Below are 22956 nucleotides of genomic sequence, written 5' to 3'. Positions count from 1 at the left end.
TATAATATGATGTTTCTTATTTGATTATCTGTATTGTTTTTCAATATTATGAAGTTCAATTAATGGCTTCATAAACTCCTCAAGCTGATCTAAAGGATATTGACTTGCTGCATCGCATAAAGCTTTTGCAGGCTCAGGGTGTGCCTCAATGAAAATACCATCGATACCAGCAGCTACACCTGCACGTGCAATTGGCCCTAGATATTGACGTGTTCCACCATTCGGATCAGAACTAGGAATACCATATCTACGGATACAATGTGTAATATCAAAAATAACAGGATAACCTGTTTGATTTAATTCATAAAAACTTCTTGGGTCAACAATTAAATCATTGTATCCAAAAGTATATCCACGCTCAGTAAGCATAATTTGCTTGTTACCAAAACTTTCTACTTTCTGAACTGGTTTTATCATGTTTTCAGGAGCTAAAAACTGGCCATGCTTAATGTTAATTGGCTTTTGTGTTTTTGCAGCCTCCGATACCAATGAAGTTTGCATACATAAATAAGCTGGTATCTGAATAACATCTAATACATCAGCAGCAGCTTTAATTTCTGTAGCTTGGTGAACGTCGGAAATAACCGGTACGTCAAATTCGTTTTTGATTTTATCCAAAGTTTTTAAACCTTCCTGCAAACCAGGACCATGGTAAAACTCAACTGAACTACGGTTATCTTTAATATATGATGATTTAAAAATGAAAGGAAGATTTAATCTTTCTGCCATTTCTTTTAACTTCTCAGCTGTTTTCATCATGATTGATTCATCCTCAACCACACATGGGCCTGAGATTAAAAACAACTGATCTTTGCCAAAGCTTTGTTGGCCAATATTAATATTTTTCATTTTTATAAATGAGATTTTTTAAAACTCCATTTCACTAGGTTTGTTTTATTCGAATTAAAACGCACCCATTAATCTGCAAAAGTACTAAAATGTTTAGTTAAAACATTGACCTTTACCCATAATCATTTATTATTGCGCAGTACTATAGTGAACAATTTGTACTACTCACTATCGAAGCGGGGCAAAAGTAAAAATTATTAGCCTAAAACATACCGATTTGGTAATTGCTTTTTATTTTCTCATTACTAGACAATCATATTAATATTAATACGTATTTATTTTTTAATATTTTTTAGCGACTCGTACCATAGACTATTATCACAGAAACAAAATTAAGATTACTACCTTTGCGCTTTATAAAAAAGATTCTAAATGTTTGATGTTTCTTCTGTTGATTTACCCGTTGTTGAAATTGTTGATGAGGTAAAAGATAATCTGCAAAATAAAAATGTACTTATTGTTAACGCCCCTCCTGGAGCCGGCAAAAGCACATTACTTCCCTTGGCTTTAATGCACGAAGATTGGTTGGGTGATAAGAAAATTATCATGCTTGAACCACGAAGATTGGCCGCTAAAACAATTGCTATGCGGATGGCCGATTTGTTAGGAGAATCTATTGGAGAAAGCATAGGTTACAGAATTAGATTTGAAAATAAAGTAAGCAAAAACACCAAAATAGAAGTTGTAACCGAAGGGATATTAACTCGAATGTTACAAAGTGATAATGCCCTTGAGGAAGTGGGCATGGTTATTTTTGATGAGTTTCATGAACGCAGTTTATTTGCCGATGTGGCATTGGCTTTAACCAGAGAGTGTCAGCAGGTATTGCGCGAAGATCTGCGCATCTTAATTATGTCGGCTACTTTGGATGTGCCTATGTTAGCTGAAAAGCTTGACTCTAAGGTTGTTATAAGTCAAGGTCGTCAATATCCAGTTGAGATAAAGAATATTGGTGATACAGACATTACCTTATTGCCTGAATCGATGGCACAAGTTGTGGTTGATGCCATAAAAAATGACGATGGAGATATATTGGTTTTTCTTCCTGGCGAAGGAGAAATAAGAAAGTGCGAAGGCATTCTGCGCAACACATTAAGCAGAGACATACAAATTCATCCCCTTTTTGGGATGCTAAACCCGGGAAAGCAGTTTGCTGCAATTATGCCCGATAGGCAAGGCAGACGCAAAGTTGTGCTGGCCACTTCAATCGCAGAAACTAGTTTAACCATTGAAGGTGTTAAAGTTGTGGTAGATTGTGGTTTTGGACGAACCATGCAATTTGATACAGCCACTGGTTTATCGCGATTGGTAACTGTTGAAATCACCAAAGATGCCGCTGACCAAAGAGCTGGAAGGGCCGGGCGTTTAGGACCAGGGAAGTGTTATCGCATGTGGAGCAAAGCAACGGATCTCCGCTTAAGAGCACATCGTATCCCAGAAATTCAGCAAGCCGATTTAACTTCATTGGTTCTAGAAATGGCCGTATGGGGTGTTGATAATATTGAAGAATTAGTTTGGTTAACACCTCCTCCTGCAACAGCAGTTAAGCAGGCAAGCGAATTATTACATCAGCTCGAGGCTATTGAGGATGGAACGATAACAGCTCACGGAAAAGAAATTAACAAATTACCTTGTCACCCGCGCATAGCGCATATGCTTTTAATGGCCGAAGATGAAGGGCTTTCAGAATTGGCTACCGACATTGCAGCTTTACTTGAGGAGCGCGATCCTTTAGAACGCGGAACTGGTATTGATATCAATTTGCGCATTGAAGCTTTACGTAAAAATAGAAAAGGTACTTTGAGTAATCGCAAATTGCAGCGCATAGAAAAAGTAGCACAGCAATATCGGAAGATGCTAAAACTAGAGGCTGATAATTCTGCGCCTGATGAATTTGAGACTGGCTTACTATTGGTACACGCCTACCCAGAACGTATTGCCTTTGCCAAACCTGGCAACAATGCTCAGTTTAAAATGGCCAATGGAGCCATTGCTGCTGCCGGACACAAAGATGAATTGGCACATGAACCATGGTTAGCGGTTGCGCATGTAAATATGCGCGATAACATGGGGAAGATATTTTTAGCATCGGCTTTAAATCCAAAGGATTTAGCTAGTATGGTTAAAGAAAAAGATTTGGTAGAATGGGATACCAAACGAGGTGGTTTTAAGGCAATGCGTAATACTTGTATTGGTCAAATTATTTTGCAAAGTAAACCTTTACAGGACTACGATAGATCACAAAAGGCAGACGCCATTGCAAAGGCCATTTCTAAAGAAGGCGCACATTTATTAAACTTCACTCCCGAAATTCAACAATGGCAAAACAGAGTAATAAGCCTTCGCATTTGGAACAAGGATAAAATCTGGCCCGATGTGAGTACTGAGAACTTATTAAAAACCACGCATAAATGGTTGGCTCCGTATTTAGAGAATATTAAAAAACCAGAGGATTTAAAAAAGATAAATTTAAAAGAGGTATTACAGCATAACCTCGATTACGATTTACAACAAAAGCTTGATAAAATAGCTCCAGAAACCATTAAGGTACCCACTGGATCGAACATAAAAATAAAATATGGAAGTAAAGGTGAAGCGCCTATTTTAGCCGTTCGCTTGCAAGAGGTATTTGGCTTACAACAAACGCCAACAGTTAATAATGGTGCTGTGAATATGCTAATGCATTTGTTATCACCAGGATATAAACCCGTGCAGATAACTGGTGATTTGGCAAGCTTTTGGAGCAATGCTTATTTTGAAGTAAAAAAGGAATTGAAGTCACGCTACCCAAAGCATCAATGGCCTGATAATCCTTTAGAGGCTAAGCCTGTAAGAAAATAATAATTAGGCAAGTGGACGAATACCCATAACCAAAATATCGTCTACTTGCTCAACATCACCCATCCAATCTTCAAACTGTTTGTGTAAAATAGCCTTCTGATTATCAAAAGGAAGCCCATATATCGTTAATAATAAATGCCTAAATCGACGGTATTTAAATTTCTTACCTTCTTCTCCTCCAAACTGATCTGCATAGCCATCAGAAAATAAATAAATAACATCTTTTTCTTTTAAGTCAATTTGATGACAAGTATATGCAATGCCAATTTCTTCAGGGTGACCTATTGGAATTCGATCTCCCTTATAGGTAATAATTTCATCCTCTCTAACCAAGTACAACGGACTCATCGCGCCTGCAAAAGAAATCTGTTTTTTACTCTTGTTAATAACGCATAGTGCGATATCCATACCATCATTTACTTGCATATCATCAGATTGACTATGCTTTTTAAAGGTATTGTTAACTTCTTTATTGAGAATATTTAGTATTTGATCAGGTGTACTATCTGGATAAACATTTACAATATTTCGGAGCATATTATTGGCTATAATTGATAAAAAAGCACCTGGAACACCATGCCCTGTACAATCAACAGAAGCAACATAAATTAAATCGTTTTCATTATGCAGCCAATAAAAGTCACCACTAACAACATCTTTTGGTCTATAGTAAACAAAAGAATCTTTTAAGGAAGAAAGAAACTCATTTCTTGAAGGAAGAATAGATTCTTGAATACGCTTTGCATAATGAATACTATCTGTTAGGTGTTGATTCATTTGAGATAACACCTCTTTCTGAGCCTCTACATTCTCCTTACCTACCGTTCTATTTTCTAGAGCTTTATACGCCCTTTTATATTTGCGTAACCTATAATTAATTACAATTTGAATTAAGAATACGAATGCGATTAAGTAAAAAGCATAGGCATAACTTGTTAACCAAATTGGCGATATCACCGTAATAGATAATTCAGTAGGCTCTTTACTCCAAACTAAATCATTGTTTGAACCACGAACTAAAAGTCTGTATTTTCCTGGCGGGATATTAGAAATATTAATTTCTCTTTTATCTGTTATTGGTCGCCAATCTTCATCAAAACCCTCGAGAAAAACTTGAAATTTATTCTTTGTAGGATTCGTAAACTCAAGAGCTGCAAGTTGTATAGACAATATTGATCCCCTCCTATATTTTATTGAAATCTCTTCATCAATATTATGGTATTTTTCCACTCGCCTACCTTTATGATAAACATTAACAGCTCCTACTCTAACTATTGGTTCATGTCTATTAAACCTTAATGAATCAGGCTGAACGTAACAAAGTCCATTCATTCCCCCAAAGTAAATAGTCCGATCCTCCCCAGTAACAATGGCACCTTTATTAAAGATATAACCTGGCAACCCTTCTGAAGTATCAAAATTTAAAATTTTTCCCTTAGCATCAATCCTTGAGATACCTTTATTTGTGCTAAGCCAAAGGTTATCGTTTTTGTCAAACTCCATGGCCTTGATAAAATCGTTTGACAAGCCATCTTGCTCAAAGAAGCTAACTACAGTACTGTCTGATTTATTATATTTGAGTAATCCTGAACTTGTACCGAACCATATATTATCATTTTTGTCTTCAATAATCGATAGCACATAGGTATTATCTAATTCATTTGCATCAATATTACTAGGTACGATACGATCAAAGCGACTCATATCATCAGTATTATTAATGTCTATACAATTAATGCCTTGACTGGTTCCGAGCCAGAGGATTTTATTGTCATCTTCATAAAGATCTATAATTTCATCACTACACAGATTAGACTGACCAATTCTATCTGAAAAATAATTATAAATATGCTCATTTTCATACTTATATAAGCCAAATTGAGTAGCAAACCAAATCGCTCCATTAGAATCCTCAAGAATATCATTCACTTGATTATCCTTTAAAAGAGATAATAATTTCTTATCATTTGTACTTAAAAAGTCGATAATGGAATTGCTTTTTCTGGAATAAATAAAGACCCCAACTTCAGTCCCTAACCAAATATTACCTAATGAATCCTCGTATATGGCAAGCACAACATCTTTATTTACCTCATTAAGTGCTTTATCAACAGCTATGTTATTAAATTCACCACTCAACAAATTAATTGTAGTAATACCCTTGCCTCCTGTACCTAACCACAACAAACCATCCCTGTCACTATAAATACTTTTAATATCATAATTACTAAGCTTCTTTAAACCATCACTTTTCTCACATAGACTTTTGAATTTTCTTTGTTTAAAATCAACTTTTATCAACCCATTTCTAGTTGTTCCTACCCATAATAAGCCCGAATTATCTTCAATAACAGACGTAACTTCTAATCCACTGCATATTTCATTTGTCACATATGGATTTGAATTATAAGAATACAAATACTTATCATGATCATAGTCAAGCAAATAAAGACCCGAATTTGTTCCAACCCAAACATCATCATTAGACCTTTGGATTATTGCATTAACAATACTTTTTGGTCCTTCTGGCGTTTTAATCTTATAGCTATAAGATTCTCCATTGTCGGCAAATTTCAAATGATGCAAACCATTACCAGTGGCAATAATAAAACTTTTGTCTTTTAATTCTTTGAAGAATGTAGCGGTACTAGAGTCAAAATCTTCGTTATCTACGATAGGAATTGTTTTATTTAAGAAACTTTCGCTAGTTAAATCAAACCTAAGAAGTCCGCCTGAAGAGCCTATCCAGATATTACTGTTATTATGAAAATGTAGTAATGATTTTAACTTACTAGAGCTAAATAAATTATTTGAAGGTATATCGTAGGATTCAATATTCTTTGTTGTAGTATTTAATGAGACCAAATAATTATCTGTTTTAAACCATATGATGGAATCTGATTGGTTACATAAGCCATAAATATTATTTTCTGGTATATATCTATCAAAGTTTACATATGAGTTAAACCTCTGAAAAGAACCTTTCTTACGGTTCCACATGTTAAGGCCGTTATTTAGTGTTCCAACCCAAATATTACCATTAAAATCTTCGGAAATACATCTAATGAAGTTACCTGATATAGAACGTTTGATATTTTTATTATTACGAAACTTAGTAAACTGACGACCATTATACCTATTTAAACCATCGTTTGTCCCTACCCAAATATAACCCCTCGAATCTTGGCAAATATCAGTAATGCTATTACCCGATAACCCATCTTTAATTGTAAAAAAAGTACAATCCGGTTTCTCAATATTCACTCCTACTAATTTGCTCGTGAGGAGGATGAATAAGGATAATAACAGGTACTTCTTTATCAGAAAAAAAATGGAGTGGATTCGATAATACATGTCGACTAAAATAATCATTTGTTTATCAAATACAATCACAAATAAAGAAAACTAAATAAGTAAAGGATTGTAATAATTGTTCTAAGAAAAGAACAAGGGGGAGAACTACTTAATCCTAATATATATAAATAAAAAAGGCCACCATAATTTTGGCGACCTCTATATTGTTACTTTTTTACTTGATCTTCAAACCATTGTAGGTTTTGTGATTTTGGCCGCTCAATTGGCAAACCATACAATCTATCCCATATTAACTGGGTCAATACTCCCAGCGAGCGAGATACCCCAAATAGAACAGTATAAATACGATATTCATCAATACCGAAACTTGTAAGTAGAGAACCTGATATGGCATCGACATTAGGCCAAGGATTCTGAACTTTCCCAGTTGATTTTAATACTTCAGGAACAACATTATAAATTTTATTCGCAAGTTTTATATATGGTGCATCGGGTATATACTTATTGGCAAAGTCGAGTTGAACCTGAAACCTTGGATCTGTTTTACGCAAAACAGCATGGCCATAACCTGGTATTACTTGTCCCTTAGCGATAGTTTCTTCAGCATACTTTTTAATTTGCTCTTCTGAAGGATCATCAGTTCCTATTTCTCTTTTTAATTTATTCAGCCAGTGCATCACATCTTGATTTGCCATTCCATGCAATGGACCAGCCAGACCATTCATTCCCGCGGCAAAACTATAGTATGGATTTGAAAGTGCTGAACCTACTAGGTGAGTTGCATGAGCTGAAACATTCCCACCCTCATGATCAGAATGTATTACCATATATAAGCGCATCAACCTTTTGGCCTCCTCGCTACTATGCCCCATCATATGTGCAAGGTTACCTGCCCAATCAAGACTAGGATCTGCAGCAATATGATTACCATTATGGAATACTCTTCTATATATATAAGCAGCAATAACAGGCAAACGAGCAATCAAATCCATTACTCCTTCATACATTGGATCCCAATAATCCTTTTTATCCATGCCGGTTAAATGTGCCTTTCTAAACTGTGATTCTGTCGACATCGCTAAAATTGCGTTGTTAAACTGAATCATTGGATGGGCATCTATTGGTAGAGCCTCAATAACATTAAAAACATGAGATGGTATAGATTGAGCCCTTTGTGCCCACTGATTACTTACATATTTTACATCTTCATTTGTAGGGAGCTCTCCGGTTAACATCAAATAGAAAATTCCTTCAGGTAAAGGTTCTCCATCTTCATGTATACGCGGAAGTTTCTCTTTTAGTTCATTTATTGAATACCCTCTAAATCTAATTCCCTCTTCTGGATCAAGTTTTGAAGTACAAGTAAGTAAACCTACAATACCTTTCATTCCAGTTAAAACTTGGCCCATAGTAATCTCTTGAATCACCGTATCACCATGTTCCTTTACTAATTTCCGTACGGTTTCAACCTCAGGAGTTGCAATATCTAATAACTTTTTCTTCAAATAATCCATAGAATTCTTTTTGGTGCTATTATCTGGGTATTTATATAACCTTTATCACCACATTAAACGCAAAAACATGACTTTTGTTCTGAAAAAAAGCAACAAAAAAAGGCCACTCTATTGAGTGGCCTCCAAATTAGTTTTATGTACTAATTATGCTTTTTTGATAGCTTTATAACCGTAAACAGCTTTAGAACCTAATTCTTCTTCAATACGAAGTAATTGGTTATACTTAGCCATTCTATCAGAACGACTTAAAGAACCTGTTTTGATTTGTCCTGAGTTAGTTGCAACAGCAATATCAGCAATAGTTGAATCCTCAGTTTCACCTGAACGGTGAGAAGTTACTGAAGTATAGCCAGCTCTATGAGCCATTTCAATTGCATTTAAAGTTTCTGTTAAAGAACCGATTTGGTTTACTTTAATAAGAATTGAGTTAGCTGCTCCTAATTCGATACCTTTTTTAAGGTAATCAACGTTTGTTACAAATAAGTCATCACCAACGATTTGGCATTTATCACCAATTTTGTTGTTTAATGCAACCCATCCGTCCCAGTCATTCTCATCCATTCCATCTTCGATAGAATCAATAGGAAATTTAGCAACTAATTCAGCTAAATAAGCAGCTTGCTCTTCTGAATTACGCTTAACACCATTTGGCTCGAAAATACTATAATCATAGAATCCATCTTTGAAGAACTCTGAAGAAGCACAATCCATAGCAATAGAGATATCACCACCGTCTTCTGCACGACCTGCTTTATAACCAGCGTTATCAATAGCAGTTAAGATACAGTCAATAGCCTCTTCTGTGCCACCTAACATAGGAGCGAAACCACCTTCATCACCTACAGCAGTAGATAAACCTTTTCCTTTAAGAACTTTAGCAAGTGCATGGAATACCTCTGCCCCCATACGTAAACCTTCTTTGAAGCTAGCAGCACCAATTGGACGAATCATAAACTCTTGGAATGCGATAGTAGCATCAGAGTGAGATCCACCATTAATGATGTTCATCATAGGTACAGGAAGCGTACAAGCATTTGTACCACCAATATAACGATATAATGGCATTTCGCAGTACTCTGCTGCAGCTTTAGCTGTTGCTAAAGAAACACCTAAGATTGCGTTAGCTCCTAATTTGCTTTTAGTTGAAGTACCATCTAAGTCAAGCATTTTGTTATCAATACCAACTTGGTCAGTTACATCTTCGCCGATTAAAGCAGGTGCAATAACGTCAATTACGTTAGCAACAGCTTTTTGAACACCTTTACCCAAGTAGCGACCTTTGTCACCATCTCTTAATTCAAGAGCTTCATGCTCACCAGTTGATGCACCAGAAGGCACAGCAGCACGACCAACAATACCACAATCTAAAGTTACCTCTACTTCAACAGTAGGGTTTCCGCGAGAATCAAGAATCTCACGAGCATGAACATTTGCAATTTGTCCCATAATAATGAAAATATTTAAAAAAAATTGAGTTTCAAATTTCAAAAAAAAAGGACAATTGCGCAATACGCAATTATCCTTTTATATAATATTAAGAATTTAATAATCCACAGGATATATTACTATTCTTTTGTAGTTTCATCAGCAGAAGTTTCTGTTGTTTCTTCTTTTGTATCTTCAACTACAGGAGCGTCAGTTGTAACAGTAGCTGCTTTTTTACTACGTCTACGACGTGTTTTCTTCTCAGCACCGCCTGATTTACCTTCTAACATGTTCTCATTGTAGTCAACTAACTCAATAATACACATTTCGGCATTATCACCTAAACGATTCCCTAATTTTAAGATTCTGGTGTAACCACCTGGTCTCTCACCAACTTTTCCTGCTACTTCTCTAAATAGCTCAGAAACGGCATATTTATCACCTAGGTGACTAAAAACGAGTCTACGTTGTGCTGTAGTATCCTCTTTAGATTTAGTGATAAGTGGCTCAACGTACATACGTAAAGCTTTTGCTTTAGCAACAGTAGTTTTAATTCTCTTATGCATGATAAGAGAAGACGCCATGTTTGCTAACATTGCTTTACGGTGAGCGCTCTTTCTACCTAAATGATTGAACTTTTTTCTATGTCTCATCGCAATTATTCCTTGTCTAATTTGTACTTAGTAATATCCATACCGAAGCTTAAATTCATAACCTGTAAAAGGTCATCAAGCTCTGTAAGAGATTTCTTACCGAAGTTACGGAACTTTAATAGATCGTTACGTTGGAACTGTACAAGCTCTCCTAATGTTTCAACATCAGCAGCCTTTAAACAGTTAAGTGCACGTACCGAAAGGTCCATATCTACTAACTTCGTTTTTAATAGTTGACGCATATGAAGAACTTCTTCATCAAACTCTTCGTTACCAAATTTCTCGTCAGAATCAAGCGTTATACGCTCATCTGAGAATAACATAAAGTGGTAAATAAGAATTTTAGCAGCTTCTTTTAATGCATCTTTTGGATGGATAGAACCGTCTGTTTCTATTTCAATAACTAATTTTTCGTAATCAGTCTTTTGCTCAACACGATAATTTTCAATCGCATATTTTACATTACGGACTGGAGTGTATATAGAGTCTATCGCAATAACACCTAGTTCTGAATCTACTAAACGATTTTCTTCTGATGGTACATATCCTCTACCTTTATTGATAGTGATTTCCATTTTGAAGTCAACGTCAGTATTCATCTTGCAGATTACAAGCTCTGGATTTAATACTTCAAATCCAGTCATGAAGTTATTTAACTCACCTGCTTTTAACTCATCCTTCCCCGAGATACTAATAGTTACTTTTTCACTATCAACATCTTCTACAATTTGTTTAAATCTAACTTGCTTAAGGTTAAGAATAATGTCGGCAGCATCGTTAATTACTCCAGGAATTGTTGAAAATTCATGATCAACTCCTTCGATCTTAACAGATGTAATTGCGAAACCTTCTAATGAGGATAACAATATTCTTCTTAAGGCGTTTCCAACGGTAATACCATATCCTGGTTCTAGCGGACGAAATTCGAAGCGACCGAATTGATTGTCCGCTTCAAGCATGATTACTTTATCAGGTTTCTGGAATGCTAATATGGCCATAAGAATTAATTATTTAGAATACAATTCAACGATCAATTGTTCTTTAATGTTTTCTGGAATATCTTCTCTAGTTGGTGTATTTAAGAATTTACCAACTAATGCATTTTGGTCAAACTCTAACCATGAGAAGTCATGAACAGACGAAGCTGCAACAGAATCAGCAATTACTTCAAGAGATTTTGATTTCTCTCTAACTGCGATTACTTGATCAGCTTTTACAGAATATGATGGAATGTTTACAACTTTTCCATCAATAGTGATATGCTTATGAGACACCAATTGACGTGCTGCAGCTCTTGTTGGAGCAATACCTAAACGGTAAACTACGTTATCTAAACGTGACTCTAACAATTCTAGTAAAACCTCACCAGTAATACCTTTAGCACGTGATGCTTTTTTAAACAAATTACTAAATTGCTTTTCTAATACACCATAAGTGTATTTAGCTTTTTGCTTTTCTTTTAACTGGAGACCGTATTCACTAGTCTTTCTACGACGGTTATTACCGTGCTGTCCAGGAGGATAGTTTTTTCTTTCGAAATACTTATCCGAACCATATATTGCCTCACCGAATTTACGGGCAACTTTTGTTTTTGGTCCAATAAATCTAGCCATTCTTCTAAATTTTTGTTATTAAATTTCTGTTTTCGAATTATGAATATGAAGGCCGCGTTATTATAGAGAGGAGGTTCTATATATAATCATTCACAACTCAAAATCCAAGAACTCAATTTATGGTTAATAACTAGTTAATAATTATACTCTACGTCTTTTTGGAGGACGACAACCATTATGTGGTTGTGGTGTGATATCAACAATTTCACTCACTTCAATACCATTTGAATGTAATGAACGAATAGCAGATTCACGACCATTACCTGGTCCTTTCACATATACTTTCACTTTTCTTAAACCTGCATCATGAGCAACTTTTGCACAATCGGCAGCAGCTGTTTGAGCAGCATAAGGAGTGTTCTTTTTAGAACCTCTAAAACCCATTTTACCAGCACTAGACCAAGAGATAACTTGACCAGTTTTGTTAGTTAATGAGATAATAATATTATTGAAAGATGAGTGAATATGTGCTTCTCCTTGAGCCTCAACTTTAACGACTCTTTTTTTCTGACTAGCTGTCTTCTTTGCCATATCTCAATTATTTAGTTGCCTTTTTCTTATTAGCAACAGTTTTCTTCTTCCCTTTACGAGTACGTGCGTTATTCTTTGTAGATTGACCACGTAGGGGTAAACCAATACGATGACGAATTCCTCGGTAACAACCGATATCCATCAAACGCTTAATATTAAGTTGTACTTCTGATCTAAGCTCTCCTTCGATCTTATATTCTTCAGAAATAATTTCACGAACTTTTGCAGTTTGTTCGTCAGTCCACTCACTAACCTTTAAGTCAGCTGCAACCTCAGCAGCGCCAAGGATCTTTTGAGCACTTGAACGCCCAATACCAAAAATATATGTTAATGATACCTCTCCTCTTTTGTCAGTAGGTATATCAACCCCAGCAATTCTAGCCATAATGTTATAATTTTATCCTTGACGTTGTTTAAACTTTGGATTTTTTTTGTTAATCACGTATAAGCGACCTTTGCGTTTTACAATCTTGCAGTCGGCGCTTCTCTTCTTAACAGATGCTCTAACCTTCATTTTATTATAGAATTAATTTTTATATCTATACGATATTCTTCCCTTAGTTAAATCATAAGGAGACATTTCTACCTTTACCTTATCTCCAGGAAGAATTTTTATATAGTGCATTCTCATTTTACCTGAGATATGCGCTGTAATAACATGACCATTTTCTAACTCAACCCTAAACATTGCGTTAGAAAGTGATTCAATAATAGTCCCATCTTGTTCTATAGAGGCTTGTTTAGCCATAATAAATATCCTTTTTATTAATTTTCAGACTGCAAAGGTAATATTTCTTCGATAAAATTAAAATTTGATAATATATCTGCACCATTTTTTCTCACAGCAACTGAATGCTCGTAGTGTGCAGATGCTTTTTTATCGATTGTTCTGATGGTCCAACCATCATTTTCCTGAACAATATTTCTCTTACCTAAATTAATCATCGGTTCGATTGCAATTACCATGCCTTCTTTTAACATAGGGCCTGCTCCGCGTTTTCCATAGTTAGGAACCTCTGGTGCTTCATGTAAATCTTTTCCAATCCCATGGCCTACCATTTCTCTAACTACTGAATATCCACGTGCTTCTGCATGATCTTGAATAGCAAATCCAATATCTCCTAATCTATTACCCACAACAGCTTCTTCGATTCCCTTATAAAGGGCTTCTTTTGTTGTAAATAGAAGTTTTTTTAAAGTACTATTAATCTCTCCAACACCAAAAGTGTAGGCTGAATCACCGTAGTAACCATTTTTTAAAACTCCACAATCCACAGAAATAATATCTCCTTCCTTTAAAGGAGTATTATTAGGAATCCCATGTACCACATTTTCGTTTAGAGAGGTACAAAGAGTATTGGGAAACCCCTGGTAATTTAAAAAACCAGGAATTCCACCATTATCTCTAATATATTCTTCAGCAACTTTATCTAATTCTAAAGAGGTAACACCTGGTTTTATCAACCTTGCTACTTCAGCTAAAGCTTTCGCAACAATGCTATTACTCTCTCGAAGAAATTCTATTTCCTCGTCAGTCTTAAGATATATCATTGCAATTAATAGATCTCTAGTAAACAGCAGGACCTCCACCTGTACGCCCTTTAATTCTACCCGACTTCATTAAACCATCATAATGTCTCATTAATAAATGGCTTTCGATCTGCTGTAAGGTATCTAATACAACACCTACAAGAATCAACAATGAAGTTCCTCCAAAGAATTGAGCGAACATACGATCTACACCTGCTATCATTGCAAACGCAGGAAGTATTGCTATTAAAGCAAGAAAAACAGAACCTGGTAAAGTAATTTTCGACATTACTGAATCCAAAAACTCTACAGTTTTTTTACCTGGCTTAATACCTGGTATAAAACCTCCATTTTTCTTCATATCCTCAGCCATCTGAGTAGGATTTATTGTAATTGCTGTATAAAAATAGGTAAAGGCAATAATTAATAATGCAAAGATTAAATTATAACCCCAACCAGTAAAATCAGCGAATACAGATGCAAATCCTGTAGCTGTTTCGCTATCAACGAAACCTGCGAATGTTACAGGGATAAACATGATTGCTTGTGCAAAAATGATAGGCATTACCCCTGCAGCATTAACCTTTAAAGGTATATACTGACGAACACCACCATACTGTTTATTCCCCACAATACGTTTTGCGTATTGTACAGGAATGCGGCGAGTTCCTTGTACTAATAAAATTGTTCCTGCGAAAACAAAGAAAAGAATCACGAGCTCAATTAGCAACATTACTAAACCTCCGCCTTCTTCAAGACGAGATACAAATTCAGCTACTGCTGCATAAGGTAACCTTGCAATAATACCAATCATAATGATTAACGAGATTCCGTTTCCAATACCTTTTTCAGTAATTCTTTCACCTAACCACATTACAAACATGGTACCAGCTGTTAAAATTATAACTGAAGATATTTGAAACATTATTCCTGGAGATGCAATAGCTACTTCTGGTAAATTAGCTAAATATGCAGGTGATTGAAACAAAAGTATGATTACTGTTAGATAACGTGTTATCTGGTTAATCTTACGTCTACCGCTTTCACCTTCTCGCTGTAATCTTTGAAAATAAGGTACAGCAATACCTAATAGTTGAATTACAATAGATGCAGATATGTAAGGCATAATTCCTAATCCAAATACCGAGGCATTAGAAAAGGCTCCTCCAGAAAACATATCTAAAAGTCCCATAACTCCTTCACGAGTTTGGCTTTCAAGTGCACTTAATTTTGTCGGATCAATACCAGGTAGTACAACATATGATCCTAAGCGGTAAATTAATACCAAACCAATAGTTGTTAAAATACGAGATTTTAAATCCTCAATCTTCCAAATGTTGCGAATTGTTTCGATCAGTTTCATTGATTTACAGTTTTACAACGGTTCCCTCAACTGCTTCAATTGCAGTTACCGCTGATTTAGAAAAGGCGTGAGCTTTTACTTCAATTTTTGCAGTAATAGTACCATTACCAAGAATCTTAACTCTGTCATTCTTGTTAATAAAACCAGCTTCAATTAGTGTTTCAACGTCAATTACAGATAGTCCCTTCTTTTCAGCAAGAGTTTGTAATGATTCAACATTTACCGCCTTGTATTCTACACGGTTAATATTTTTGAATCCAAACTTAGGAACACGTCTCTGTAAAGGCATTTGACCACCTTCGAAACCGCTCTTTTTAGAATAACCAGATCTAGACTTGGCACCTTTGTGCCCACGGGTAGATGTACCACCACGACCTGAACCTTGTCCTCTACCAATTCTTTTTCTAGTCTTGGTTGAGCCTTCAGCAGGTTTTAAATTACTTAAGTCCATATCGAATGTTGTCTTAAATCGTTAATATTATTTTTCTACACTAACCAGGTGTTTCACCTTTTCAACCATACCAAGAATTTGAGGTGTTGCCTCAAATTCTTTAGTTGCGTTAATTTTAGTTAGCCCAAGAGCAGTCAAAGTTCTTTTTTGACGTTCGGTTGAACCGATTTTGCTCTTTAATTGAGTTACTTTAATTTTAGCCATCTTACGCTTGTTAACCGTTAAATACTTTGTCTAACGAAACGCCTCTTTGCTGTGCTACAGTTTTAGCATCTCTTAATTCACTAAGAGCATTAATTGTAGCTTTTACAAGATTATGTGGGTTTGAAGAACCTTTTGACTTAGCCAAAACGTCTGTTACACCAACACTCTCTAGTACAGCACGCATCGCACCACCAGCCTTAACTCCGGTACCATGTGAAGCTGGTTTCATGAAAACACTTGCACCACCAAATCTGCAATATTGCTCGTGAGGAATTGTACCATGTAAAACTGGTACTTTAACTAAGTTTTTCTTAGCTGCCTCAATACCTTTTGCAATTGCACTGGTAACTTCGCCTGCTTTACCTAAACCCCAACCTACAATACCGTTCTCGTTTCCAACTACGACAATAGCAGAAAAACTGAAAGTTCTACCACCTTTGGTAACTTTTGTTACACGGTTGATGGCAACTAAACGGTCCTTTAATTCAAGGTCGTTATTACTTTTTACTTTTTGATTATCTCCTGCCATAGTTATTAAAATTTAAGACCTGCTTCACGAGCAGCGTCAGCTAATTGTTTAACTCTACCATGATATAAATATCCACCACGATCAAAAACAACTGTTTCGATACCAGCACCTTTAGCTTTGTCAGCAATTGCTTTACCAACTAGGCCAGCTTGATCACCTTTAGTAACTTTTTGTGCAGCCACTTCTTTTTCAAGAGATGAGGCAGCAACAATAGTCTTTCCAGTAACATCATCGATAAGCTGAACAGAAATTTGTTTGTTGCTTCTGAAAACCGACATACGAGGTTTTTCAGCAGTACCAGAGATTTTCCCTCTGATACTCTTTTTTATTTTTAGTCTTCTTTCTACTTTAGAAAAAGCCATAATTCAAATTTTAATCAGATTAAACTTTTGCAGATTTACCAGCCTTACGTCTGATTTGTTCACCCACAAAACGAACACCTTTACCTTTATAAGGCTCTGGTTTACGTAGAGAGCGGATTTTTGCACAAACCTGACCAAGCAATTGCTTGTCTGCAGACTCTAATGTAATAATCGGATTACTCTTTCTGTCGGTTACAGCCTCTACTTTAATTTCAGAAGGCAACTGCATGTGTATTGGGTGAGAGTATCCTAATGAAAGTTCAAGAATTTGTCCTTGGTTAGTAGCTCTATAACCTACACCAACTAATTCCATTTTCTTAACAAAACCTTTAGATACACCCTCTACCATATTGTTAATAAGAGAGCGATATAATCCGTGTTGTGCTTTTTGCTCACCTGAATCGTTCGCACGTGTTAACACAACTTGGTTATCTTCAATTTCAACTGTTAACTTGGGATTAACTTCTTGAGTTAATTCTCCTTTTGGTCCCTTAACGGTTACTACGTTGTCTTTGCTTGTTACAGTAACACCGGCAGGGATCATCACAGGTTGTTTTCCTATCCTTGACATAATAAATCCTCCTTTGTTAGTAAACGAAACATAAAACTTCACCGCCTACTTGTTCTTTTCTTGCTTCTTTATCAGTCATTACACCTTTTGAAGTTGAAAGAATGGCGATACCTAAACCGTTAAGTACTCTTGGAATAGTTTTGTACCCAGTATACTTACGTAAACCTGGAGTACTGACTCTTTTAAGAGTTTTGATTGCAGAAGTCTTTGATTTTGGATCGTACTTCAATGCAATTTTGATGATTCCTTGCTTGTCATCTTCTACAAATTTGTAGTTAAGAACATAACCTTTGTCGTATAACAACTTAGTTATCTCTTTTTTAAGATTTGATGCCGGAATCTCAACAACTTTGTGATTTGCCATGATGGCATTTCTAACTCTCGTTAGAAAATCTGCTATTGGATCTGTCATTTTAAAAAAGTTTAAATTAATCCCGAATCCCGGGACAATATTTATACTTGAAACCTAAATTAATTCTTACCAGCTGGCTTTTCTTACTCCAGGGATTAAACCTGCAGCAGCCATTTCACGGAATTGAATTCTGCTCAAACCGAATTGTCTCATGTATCCTTTCGGACGACCTGTGATCTTACAACGGTTGTGCATGCGTACTGGAGACGCATTCTTAGGTAACTTTTGTAACCCTTCATAGTCTCCAGCCTCTTTCAATGCCGCTCTTTTCTCAGCGTATTTGGCAACAAGTTTAGCTCTTTTTACTTCGCGAGCTTTCATTGATTCCTTTGCCATATCTAACTCTTTTTTACGTTTTTAAATGGTAACCCGAAGCCTTTTAATAAAGCAAAAGCTTCCTCATCGGTATTTCCAGAGGTCACAAAGGTAATATTCATCCCCAAAATCTTACTAACATTGTCAATATTTATTTCAGGAAAGATAATTTGCTCCTCGATACCTAAGGTATAATTTCCACGACCATCAAGTTTGCTGTTAATTCCTTTAAAATCACGAATACTTGGTAAAGAAACGCGAATTAATCTTTCAAGGAATTCATACATGTTTTCTTTTCTTAATGTTACTCTAACTCCAATTGGCATTTTCTTACGCAATTTGAAGTTCGAAACATCTTTCTTAGAAAGTGTAGGAACAGCTTTTTGACCTGTAATGGCAGTAAGCTCATTAATTGCAATATCGATCATTTTTTTGTCAGCTACTGCTTGACCTAAACCTTGATTGATTACAATTTTTTCTAATTTAGGAACTTGCATTACACTTTTGTAATCAAATTCTTTCATTAATGCAGGAACAACTTGTTCCTTATACATCGTTTTTAAACTAGTGGTATTGCTCATTACTTGATCTCCTCCCCTGATTTTTTAGCGAATCTTACTAATTTTCCTTCTTCGTTAGCTTTACGACCTATACGTGTAGCTGTACCTTGTGAAGGATCCTTAAGATTCAAGTTAGAAACGTGGATAGGAGCTTCTTGCTTAACAATTCCGCCCTGAGGGTTATCAGCGTTAGGCTTAGCATGTTTTGAAACCATGTTAATACCTTCCACGATAGCTCTATTCTTAGCTGTAATAACTTCTAGAACTTTCCCTTCTTGTCCTTTATATTCTCCGGCGTTAACTATAACGGTATCGCCTTTTTTGATATGTAACTTTCCCATTGCTATCTTCTTTAATAAATTATAGCACTTCAGGAGCCAGTGAAACGATTTTCATAAATCCTTCACGTAACTCTCTGGCAACAGGGCCGAAGATACGTGTTCCTCTAATTTCGCCAGCTGTATTTAATAATACACATGCGTTATCGTCGAAACGGATATAAGAACCGTCAGCTCTTCTGATTTCTTTTTTTGTACGAACAACTACTGCCTTTGTAACAGTACCTTTCTTCATTTCAGTAGAAGGCGTGGCACTTTTAACAGTTACAACGATACGGTCTCCGATAGAAGCGTATCGTTTTTTAGTACCACCAAGTACTCTAATGCAGAGTACTTCTTTGGCGCCACTATTATCGGCAACAGCCAATCTGGATTCTTGCTGTATCATGATTACTTAGCTCTTTCGATAATTTCTACTACTCTCCAACGCTTAGTTTTACTAAGTGGTCGAGTTTCCATAATTTTCACAGTATCGCCTGCATTGCAGTCGTTTTTCTCATCATGTGCGTGAAACTTTTTAGTTTTCTTCACGAACTTACCATAGATGGGGTGCTTTTCACGGATTTCTACTGCTACTACAATAGATTTATCCATTTTGCTACTTGCAACAACACCGACACGCTCTTTTCTTAAGTTTCTTTTTTCCATCACTTAAACTATTTTTCGGTTGTTTGCTTTTGTTGCAAAATTGTTTGCATACGAGCAATATTTTTACGTAAGCTTCTTATCTGCATTGGGTTCTCCAATGGAGATATGCTATGATTGAGTTCTAAACGTACAAGTTCACCGCTCTCGGTCTCAATCTTCTCGATGATCTCTTCGATCGTCAATTCTTTAATTTCCGAAGTCTTCATACTTATGCGTTTTGTGATTCAACATAGTCTCGTCTTACAACGAATTTAGTAGTAACAGGCAATTTTTGAGCTGCTAAACGCAATGCTTCTTTTGCTGTTTCATATGGAACACCGTCACACTCGATAATAATTCTACCAGGTGTAACTGGGGCAACAAAACCTTCTGGAGCACCTTTACCTTTACCCATACGAACCTCTGCAGGTTTTTTAGTAATTGGTTTATCAGGAAATACTCTAATCCAGATTTGTCCTTGACGTTGCATATAACGGGTTACTGCGATACGTGCCGCCTCAATTTGGCGACCAGTAAGCCATTTTGTTTGTAAGGCTTTAATACCAAAAGATCCGAATGCTAGTTGCGCGCCACGTTGAGCTTCGCCTTTCATTCTACCTTTTTGCCTTCTTCTGTATTTAACTTTCTTTGGTTGTAACATCTTTCTAACCTATTTACATTAGTTGATGACTACTTTCTTCTCTTCTTGAAGTTTCCACCTTTACGACCGTTATCTTTGGTAGCGAAGTTTGGAGATAAATCTGGTTTCCCGTAGATTTCACCTTTACAAATCCAAACTTTAATACCTAATAACCCCGTTTTAGTAAGAGCTTCAGCTTGAGCGTAATCAATATTTGCACGGAATGTATGAAGAGGAGTACGTCCTTCTTTATACATTTCTGAACGAGCCATTTCAGCTCCATTCAAACGGCCTGATACTTGAATTTTGATACCTTCTGCTCCCATTCTCATGGTTGCTGCGATAGCCATTTTAACAGCACGACGGAAAGCGATACGGCCTTCTAATTGACGTGCAATGTTATTTGCTACGATGATTGCATCTAATTCTGGTCTCTTAACCTCAAAAATGTTGATTTGAACCTCCTTATCGGTGATTTTTTTCAACTCTTCTTTTAGTTTATCAACCTCCTGGCCACCTTTACCAATAATGATACCCGGACGAGCCGTGTGAACAGTAATAGTGATCAGTTTAAGCGTACGTTCAATAACAATTCTCGAAATACTAGCTTTTGCTAGACGCGCGTTTAAGTATTTACGGATTTTAGTATCTTCTAATAACTTATCACCGTAATTCTTTCCGCCAAACCAGTTAGAATCCCATCCTCTGATGATTCCTAATCGGTTACTAATTGGATTTACTTTTTGTCCCATCTAGCTAATTAATTTTCTTGTTTTTCAACGTTGCTATCAATATAAATGGTTACATGGTTTGATCTTTTTCTGATGCGATGAGCACGCCCTTGTGGAGCTGGTCTCAATCTTTTTAACATTCTTGCTGAATCAACATTAATTGATTTTACAACAAGGTTAGCATCTTCCATGCGTACCCCCTCATTTTTCTCCTTCCAGTTTGCAATAGCAGATAGAAGTAACTTTTCTACTCGACGAGAAGCTTCTTTTGATGAAAACTTCAATAAGTCAAGAGCTAAATTTACTTCTTTACCTCTGATCATATCTGCAACCAGGCGCATTTTACGCGGAGAAGTAGGCACATTGCGAAGTGAAGCAAAGCTTACTTGCTTTTTGGCTTCCTTATTTTTTTCTGCTGCGAGTCTTTTTCTTGCACCCATTTTTAATTCTCTTTATTAAAAATTACTTTTTAGGTTACTATTTCTTATTCTTTCCGTGACCTCTATAGGTACGTGTTGGAGAAAATTCACCTAATTTGTGACCTACCATATTCTCGGTCACGTAAACAGGAATAAACTTATTTCCGTTGTGCACTGCGATAGTATGTCCTACAAAATCAGGAGATATCATCGATGCTCTTGCCCATGTCTTAATTACTGATTTTTTACCAGACTCGTTTTGTGTTGCCACTTTACGGTCAAGTTTATAATCGATAAAAGGGCCTTTTTTTAGTGATCTACTCATTAGTCCTTCAGATTACTTTTTACGTCTTTCAACAATGTACTTACTAGAAGCTTTCTTCTTATCACGAGTTTTAAACCCTTTAGCAAGAACTCCAGTACGAGATCTTGGGTGACCTCCAGACTGACGTCCTTCACCACCACCCATTGGGTGATCAACTGGGTTCATCGCTACACCACGAACGCGAGGACGACGACCTAACCAACGAGAACGACCTGCTTTACCAGATCTCTCTAAGGCGTGATCAGAATTTCCTACAGCTCCGATTGTAGCACGACATGTGATAAGAACCATTCTTGTTTCACCTGAAGGTAACTTTACGATAGCGAATTTACCATCGCGAGCAGCCAATTGAGCAAATGTACCTGCACTACGTGCCATAATTCCACCCTGTCCTGGGCGCAACTCAATGTTGTGAATAATCGTTCCTAATGGAATCTCGCTTAGTAATAGAGTATTTCCAACGTCTGGAGTAACTCCAGCACCTGAATTTACTTCTTGACCAACTTCAAGACCATTTGGAGCGAGAATATAACGCTTCTCACCGTCAGCATAATTTAACAACGCGATTCTTGCGCTACGATTTGGATCGTACTGAATAGAATCAACGATTGCTTTCACACCGTCTTTATTTCTCTTGAAATCGATTACCCTGTAACGTCTCTTATGTCCCCCACCGATGTAACGCATCGTCATTTTTCCGGTGTTATTTCTACCGCCGGACTTTTTTATGGGTTCCAGTAAGGACTTCTCTGGTGTACTTGAGGTAATCGTATCAAATGCACCAATAACTTTGTGTCTCTGCCCCGGTGTTGTGGGCTTTAGCTTTCTTACTGCCATT

General features: G+C 36.4%; 31 protein-coding genes. 1 reads left to right on the top strand and 30 read right to left on the bottom strand.

Annotation, left to right across the window (positions count from 1 at the left end; all coding sequences use genetic code 11):
• Positions 1-24: 24 nt before the first annotated feature.
• Positions 25-849, bottom strand: a complete 825-nt coding sequence (gene kdsA, locus QMO11_RS09535) for a 3-deoxy-8-phosphooctulonate synthase (protein ID WP_282037047.1) — start codon at positions 847-849, stop codon at positions 25-27.
• A gap of 372 nt (positions 850-1221) precedes the next feature.
• Between kdsA and hrpB the strand changes: the two genes are divergently transcribed.
• Entirely contained in the window at positions 1222-3690 is a 2469-nt protein-coding gene (hrpB, locus tag QMO11_RS09530; protein ID WP_282037046.1) for an ATP-dependent helicase HrpB, read from the top strand.
• A gap of 3 nt (positions 3691-3693) precedes the next feature.
• Here hrpB and QMO11_RS09525 read toward each other — a convergent pair whose 3' ends face one another.
• The 29 genes from QMO11_RS09525 to rplB form a co-directional block, all read right to left on the bottom strand.
• Positions 3694-6954, bottom strand: coding sequence for a ligand-binding sensor domain-containing protein (locus QMO11_RS09525; protein WP_282037044.1), 3261 nt, complete (start codon positions 6952-6954; stop codon positions 3694-3696).
• 257 nt (positions 6955-7211) lie between these two features.
• Positions 7212-8519 carry a citrate (Si)-synthase gene (locus tag QMO11_RS09520; RefSeq protein ID WP_282037043.1) on the bottom strand — a complete coding sequence of 436 codons (1308 nt, stop codon included), beginning with the start codon at positions 8517-8519 and terminating at the stop codon, positions 7212-7214.
• A 144-nt stretch (positions 8520-8663) separates the two neighbouring features.
• Entirely contained in the window at positions 8664-9965 is a 1302-nt protein-coding gene (gene eno, locus QMO11_RS09515; protein ID WP_068474248.1) for a phosphopyruvate hydratase, read from the bottom strand.
• A gap of 119 nt (positions 9966-10084) precedes the next feature.
• Positions 10085-10597 (bottom strand): 50S ribosomal protein L17, encoded by a 513-nt coding sequence (gene rplQ, locus QMO11_RS09510; protein ID WP_068474251.1) that lies wholly within the window; start codon positions 10595-10597, stop codon positions 10085-10087.
• Between the two features lie 5 nt (positions 10598-10602).
• Positions 10603-11595, bottom strand: coding sequence for a DNA-directed RNA polymerase subunit alpha (locus QMO11_RS09505; protein ID WP_068474254.1), 993 nt, complete (start codon positions 11593-11595; stop codon positions 10603-10605).
• A gap of 9 nt (positions 11596-11604) precedes the next feature.
• Positions 11605-12210, bottom strand: coding sequence for a 30S ribosomal protein S4 (gene rpsD / locus QMO11_RS09500; protein ID WP_282037042.1), 606 nt, complete (start codon positions 12208-12210; stop codon positions 11605-11607).
• Positions 12211-12351: 141 nt separating this feature from the next.
• Complete coding sequence (gene rpsK, locus QMO11_RS09495) at positions 12352-12741, bottom strand: 30S ribosomal protein S11 (RefSeq protein ID WP_068474258.1); 390 nt, start codon at positions 12739-12741, stop codon at positions 12352-12354.
• A gap of 7 nt (positions 12742-12748) precedes the next feature.
• Positions 12749-13126 carry a 30S ribosomal protein S13 gene (gene rpsM / locus QMO11_RS09490; protein WP_068474260.1) on the bottom strand — a complete coding sequence of 126 codons (378 nt, stop codon included), beginning with the start codon at positions 13124-13126 and terminating at the stop codon, positions 12749-12751.
• Between the two features lie 12 nt (positions 13127-13138).
• Complete coding sequence (gene ykgO / locus QMO11_RS09485; RefSeq protein ID WP_071792536.1) at positions 13139-13255, bottom strand: type B 50S ribosomal protein L36; 117 nt, start codon at positions 13253-13255, stop codon at positions 13139-13141.
• Between the two features lie 12 nt (positions 13256-13267).
• The gene (infA, locus tag QMO11_RS09480; protein ID WP_068474262.1) at positions 13268-13489 is read right to left on the bottom strand and encodes a translation initiation factor IF-1; all 222 of its coding nucleotides are present in this window, start codon (positions 13487-13489) and stop codon (positions 13268-13270) included.
• 17 nt (positions 13490-13506) lie between these two features.
• On the bottom strand, positions 13507-14292 hold the full coding sequence (map, locus tag QMO11_RS09475) for a type I methionyl aminopeptidase (RefSeq protein ID WP_282037040.1): 786 nt from the start codon (positions 14290-14292) through the stop codon (positions 13507-13509).
• Between the two features lie 16 nt (positions 14293-14308).
• Positions 14309-15634 (bottom strand): preprotein translocase subunit SecY, encoded by a 1326-nt coding sequence (gene secY, locus QMO11_RS09470; protein ID WP_068474267.1) that lies wholly within the window; start codon positions 15632-15634, stop codon positions 14309-14311.
• A 4-nt stretch (positions 15635-15638) separates the two neighbouring features.
• Positions 15639-16085 carry a 50S ribosomal protein L15 gene (gene rplO, locus QMO11_RS09465; RefSeq protein ID WP_068474269.1) on the bottom strand — a complete coding sequence of 149 codons (447 nt, stop codon included), beginning with the start codon at positions 16083-16085 and terminating at the stop codon, positions 15639-15641.
• A gap of 27 nt (positions 16086-16112) precedes the next feature.
• Positions 16113-16289 (bottom strand): 50S ribosomal protein L30, encoded by a 177-nt coding sequence (rpmD, locus tag QMO11_RS09460; RefSeq protein ID WP_068474271.1) that lies wholly within the window; start codon positions 16287-16289, stop codon positions 16113-16115.
• 10 nt (positions 16290-16299) lie between these two features.
• The gene (gene rpsE, locus QMO11_RS09455; RefSeq protein WP_068474281.1) at positions 16300-16818 is read right to left on the bottom strand and encodes a 30S ribosomal protein S5; all 519 of its coding nucleotides are present in this window, start codon (positions 16816-16818) and stop codon (positions 16300-16302) included.
• A gap of 5 nt (positions 16819-16823) precedes the next feature.
• On the bottom strand, positions 16824-17180 hold the full coding sequence (gene rplR / locus QMO11_RS09450) for a 50S ribosomal protein L18 (protein ID WP_068474283.1): 357 nt from the start codon (positions 17178-17180) through the stop codon (positions 16824-16826).
• 19 nt (positions 17181-17199) lie between these two features.
• Positions 17200-17751, bottom strand: a complete 552-nt coding sequence (gene rplF, locus QMO11_RS09445) for a 50S ribosomal protein L6 (RefSeq protein WP_068474285.1) — start codon at positions 17749-17751, stop codon at positions 17200-17202.
• A gap of 16 nt (positions 17752-17767) precedes the next feature.
• The gene (gene rpsH / locus QMO11_RS09440) at positions 17768-18163 is read right to left on the bottom strand and encodes a 30S ribosomal protein S8 (protein WP_068474286.1); all 396 of its coding nucleotides are present in this window, start codon (positions 18161-18163) and stop codon (positions 17768-17770) included.
• A gap of 66 nt (positions 18164-18229) precedes the next feature.
• Positions 18230-18499 (bottom strand): 30S ribosomal protein S14, encoded by a 270-nt coding sequence (gene rpsN, locus QMO11_RS09435; RefSeq protein ID WP_068474289.1) that lies wholly within the window; start codon positions 18497-18499, stop codon positions 18230-18232.
• Positions 18500-18501: 2 nt separating this feature from the next.
• Positions 18502-19059 carry a 50S ribosomal protein L5 gene (gene rplE / locus QMO11_RS09430; protein ID WP_068474292.1) on the bottom strand — a complete coding sequence of 186 codons (558 nt, stop codon included), beginning with the start codon at positions 19057-19059 and terminating at the stop codon, positions 18502-18504.
• Positions 19059-19379: a 50S ribosomal protein L24 gene (rplX, locus tag QMO11_RS09425; protein WP_068474295.1), complete on the bottom strand. Its 321-nt coding sequence runs from the start codon at positions 19377-19379 to the stop codon at positions 19059-19061. Before rplX ends, rplE begins: the two co-directional genes overlap by 1 nt.
• Before the next feature lie 19 nt (positions 19380-19398).
• Entirely contained in the window at positions 19399-19764 is a 366-nt protein-coding gene (gene rplN / locus QMO11_RS09420) for a 50S ribosomal protein L14 (protein WP_068474298.1), read from the bottom strand.
• A 2-nt stretch (positions 19765-19766) separates the two neighbouring features.
• On the bottom strand, positions 19767-20024 hold the full coding sequence (gene rpsQ / locus QMO11_RS09415) for a 30S ribosomal protein S17 (RefSeq protein WP_068474301.1): 258 nt from the start codon (positions 20022-20024) through the stop codon (positions 19767-19769).
• An 8-nt stretch (positions 20025-20032) separates the two neighbouring features.
• Entirely contained in the window at positions 20033-20230 is a 198-nt protein-coding gene (gene rpmC, locus QMO11_RS09410; RefSeq protein WP_282037036.1) for a 50S ribosomal protein L29, read from the bottom strand.
• Positions 20231-20232: 2 nt separating this feature from the next.
• Complete coding sequence (gene rplP, locus QMO11_RS09405) at positions 20233-20664, bottom strand: 50S ribosomal protein L16 (protein WP_068474306.1); 432 nt, start codon at positions 20662-20664, stop codon at positions 20233-20235.
• Positions 20665-20693: 29 nt separating this feature from the next.
• Positions 20694-21395, bottom strand: a complete 702-nt coding sequence (gene rpsC / locus QMO11_RS09400; RefSeq protein WP_068474309.1) for a 30S ribosomal protein S3 — start codon at positions 21393-21395, stop codon at positions 20694-20696.
• 8 nt (positions 21396-21403) lie between these two features.
• Positions 21404-21814, bottom strand: a complete 411-nt coding sequence (gene rplV / locus QMO11_RS09395; protein ID WP_068474312.1) for a 50S ribosomal protein L22 — start codon at positions 21812-21814, stop codon at positions 21404-21406.
• A 37-nt stretch (positions 21815-21851) separates the two neighbouring features.
• Positions 21852-22118 carry a 30S ribosomal protein S19 gene (gene rpsS, locus QMO11_RS09390; RefSeq protein ID WP_068474314.1) on the bottom strand — a complete coding sequence of 89 codons (267 nt, stop codon included), beginning with the start codon at positions 22116-22118 and terminating at the stop codon, positions 21852-21854.
• A 12-nt stretch (positions 22119-22130) separates the two neighbouring features.
• The gene (gene rplB, locus QMO11_RS09385; protein ID WP_068474316.1) at positions 22131-22955 is read right to left on the bottom strand and encodes a 50S ribosomal protein L2; all 825 of its coding nucleotides are present in this window, start codon (positions 22953-22955) and stop codon (positions 22131-22133) included.
• Position 22956 lies beyond the last annotated feature (1 nt).

The sequence above is a fragment of the Saccharicrinis aurantiacus genome, from assembly GCF_947489045.1.
Classification (GTDB): Bacteria; Bacteroidota; Bacteroidia; order Bacteroidales; family Marinilabiliaceae; genus Saccharicrinis; species Saccharicrinis aurantiacus.
Note: the sequence above shows the minus strand (reverse complement) of the source record. Positions and strands in the feature narration are given on the sequence as shown.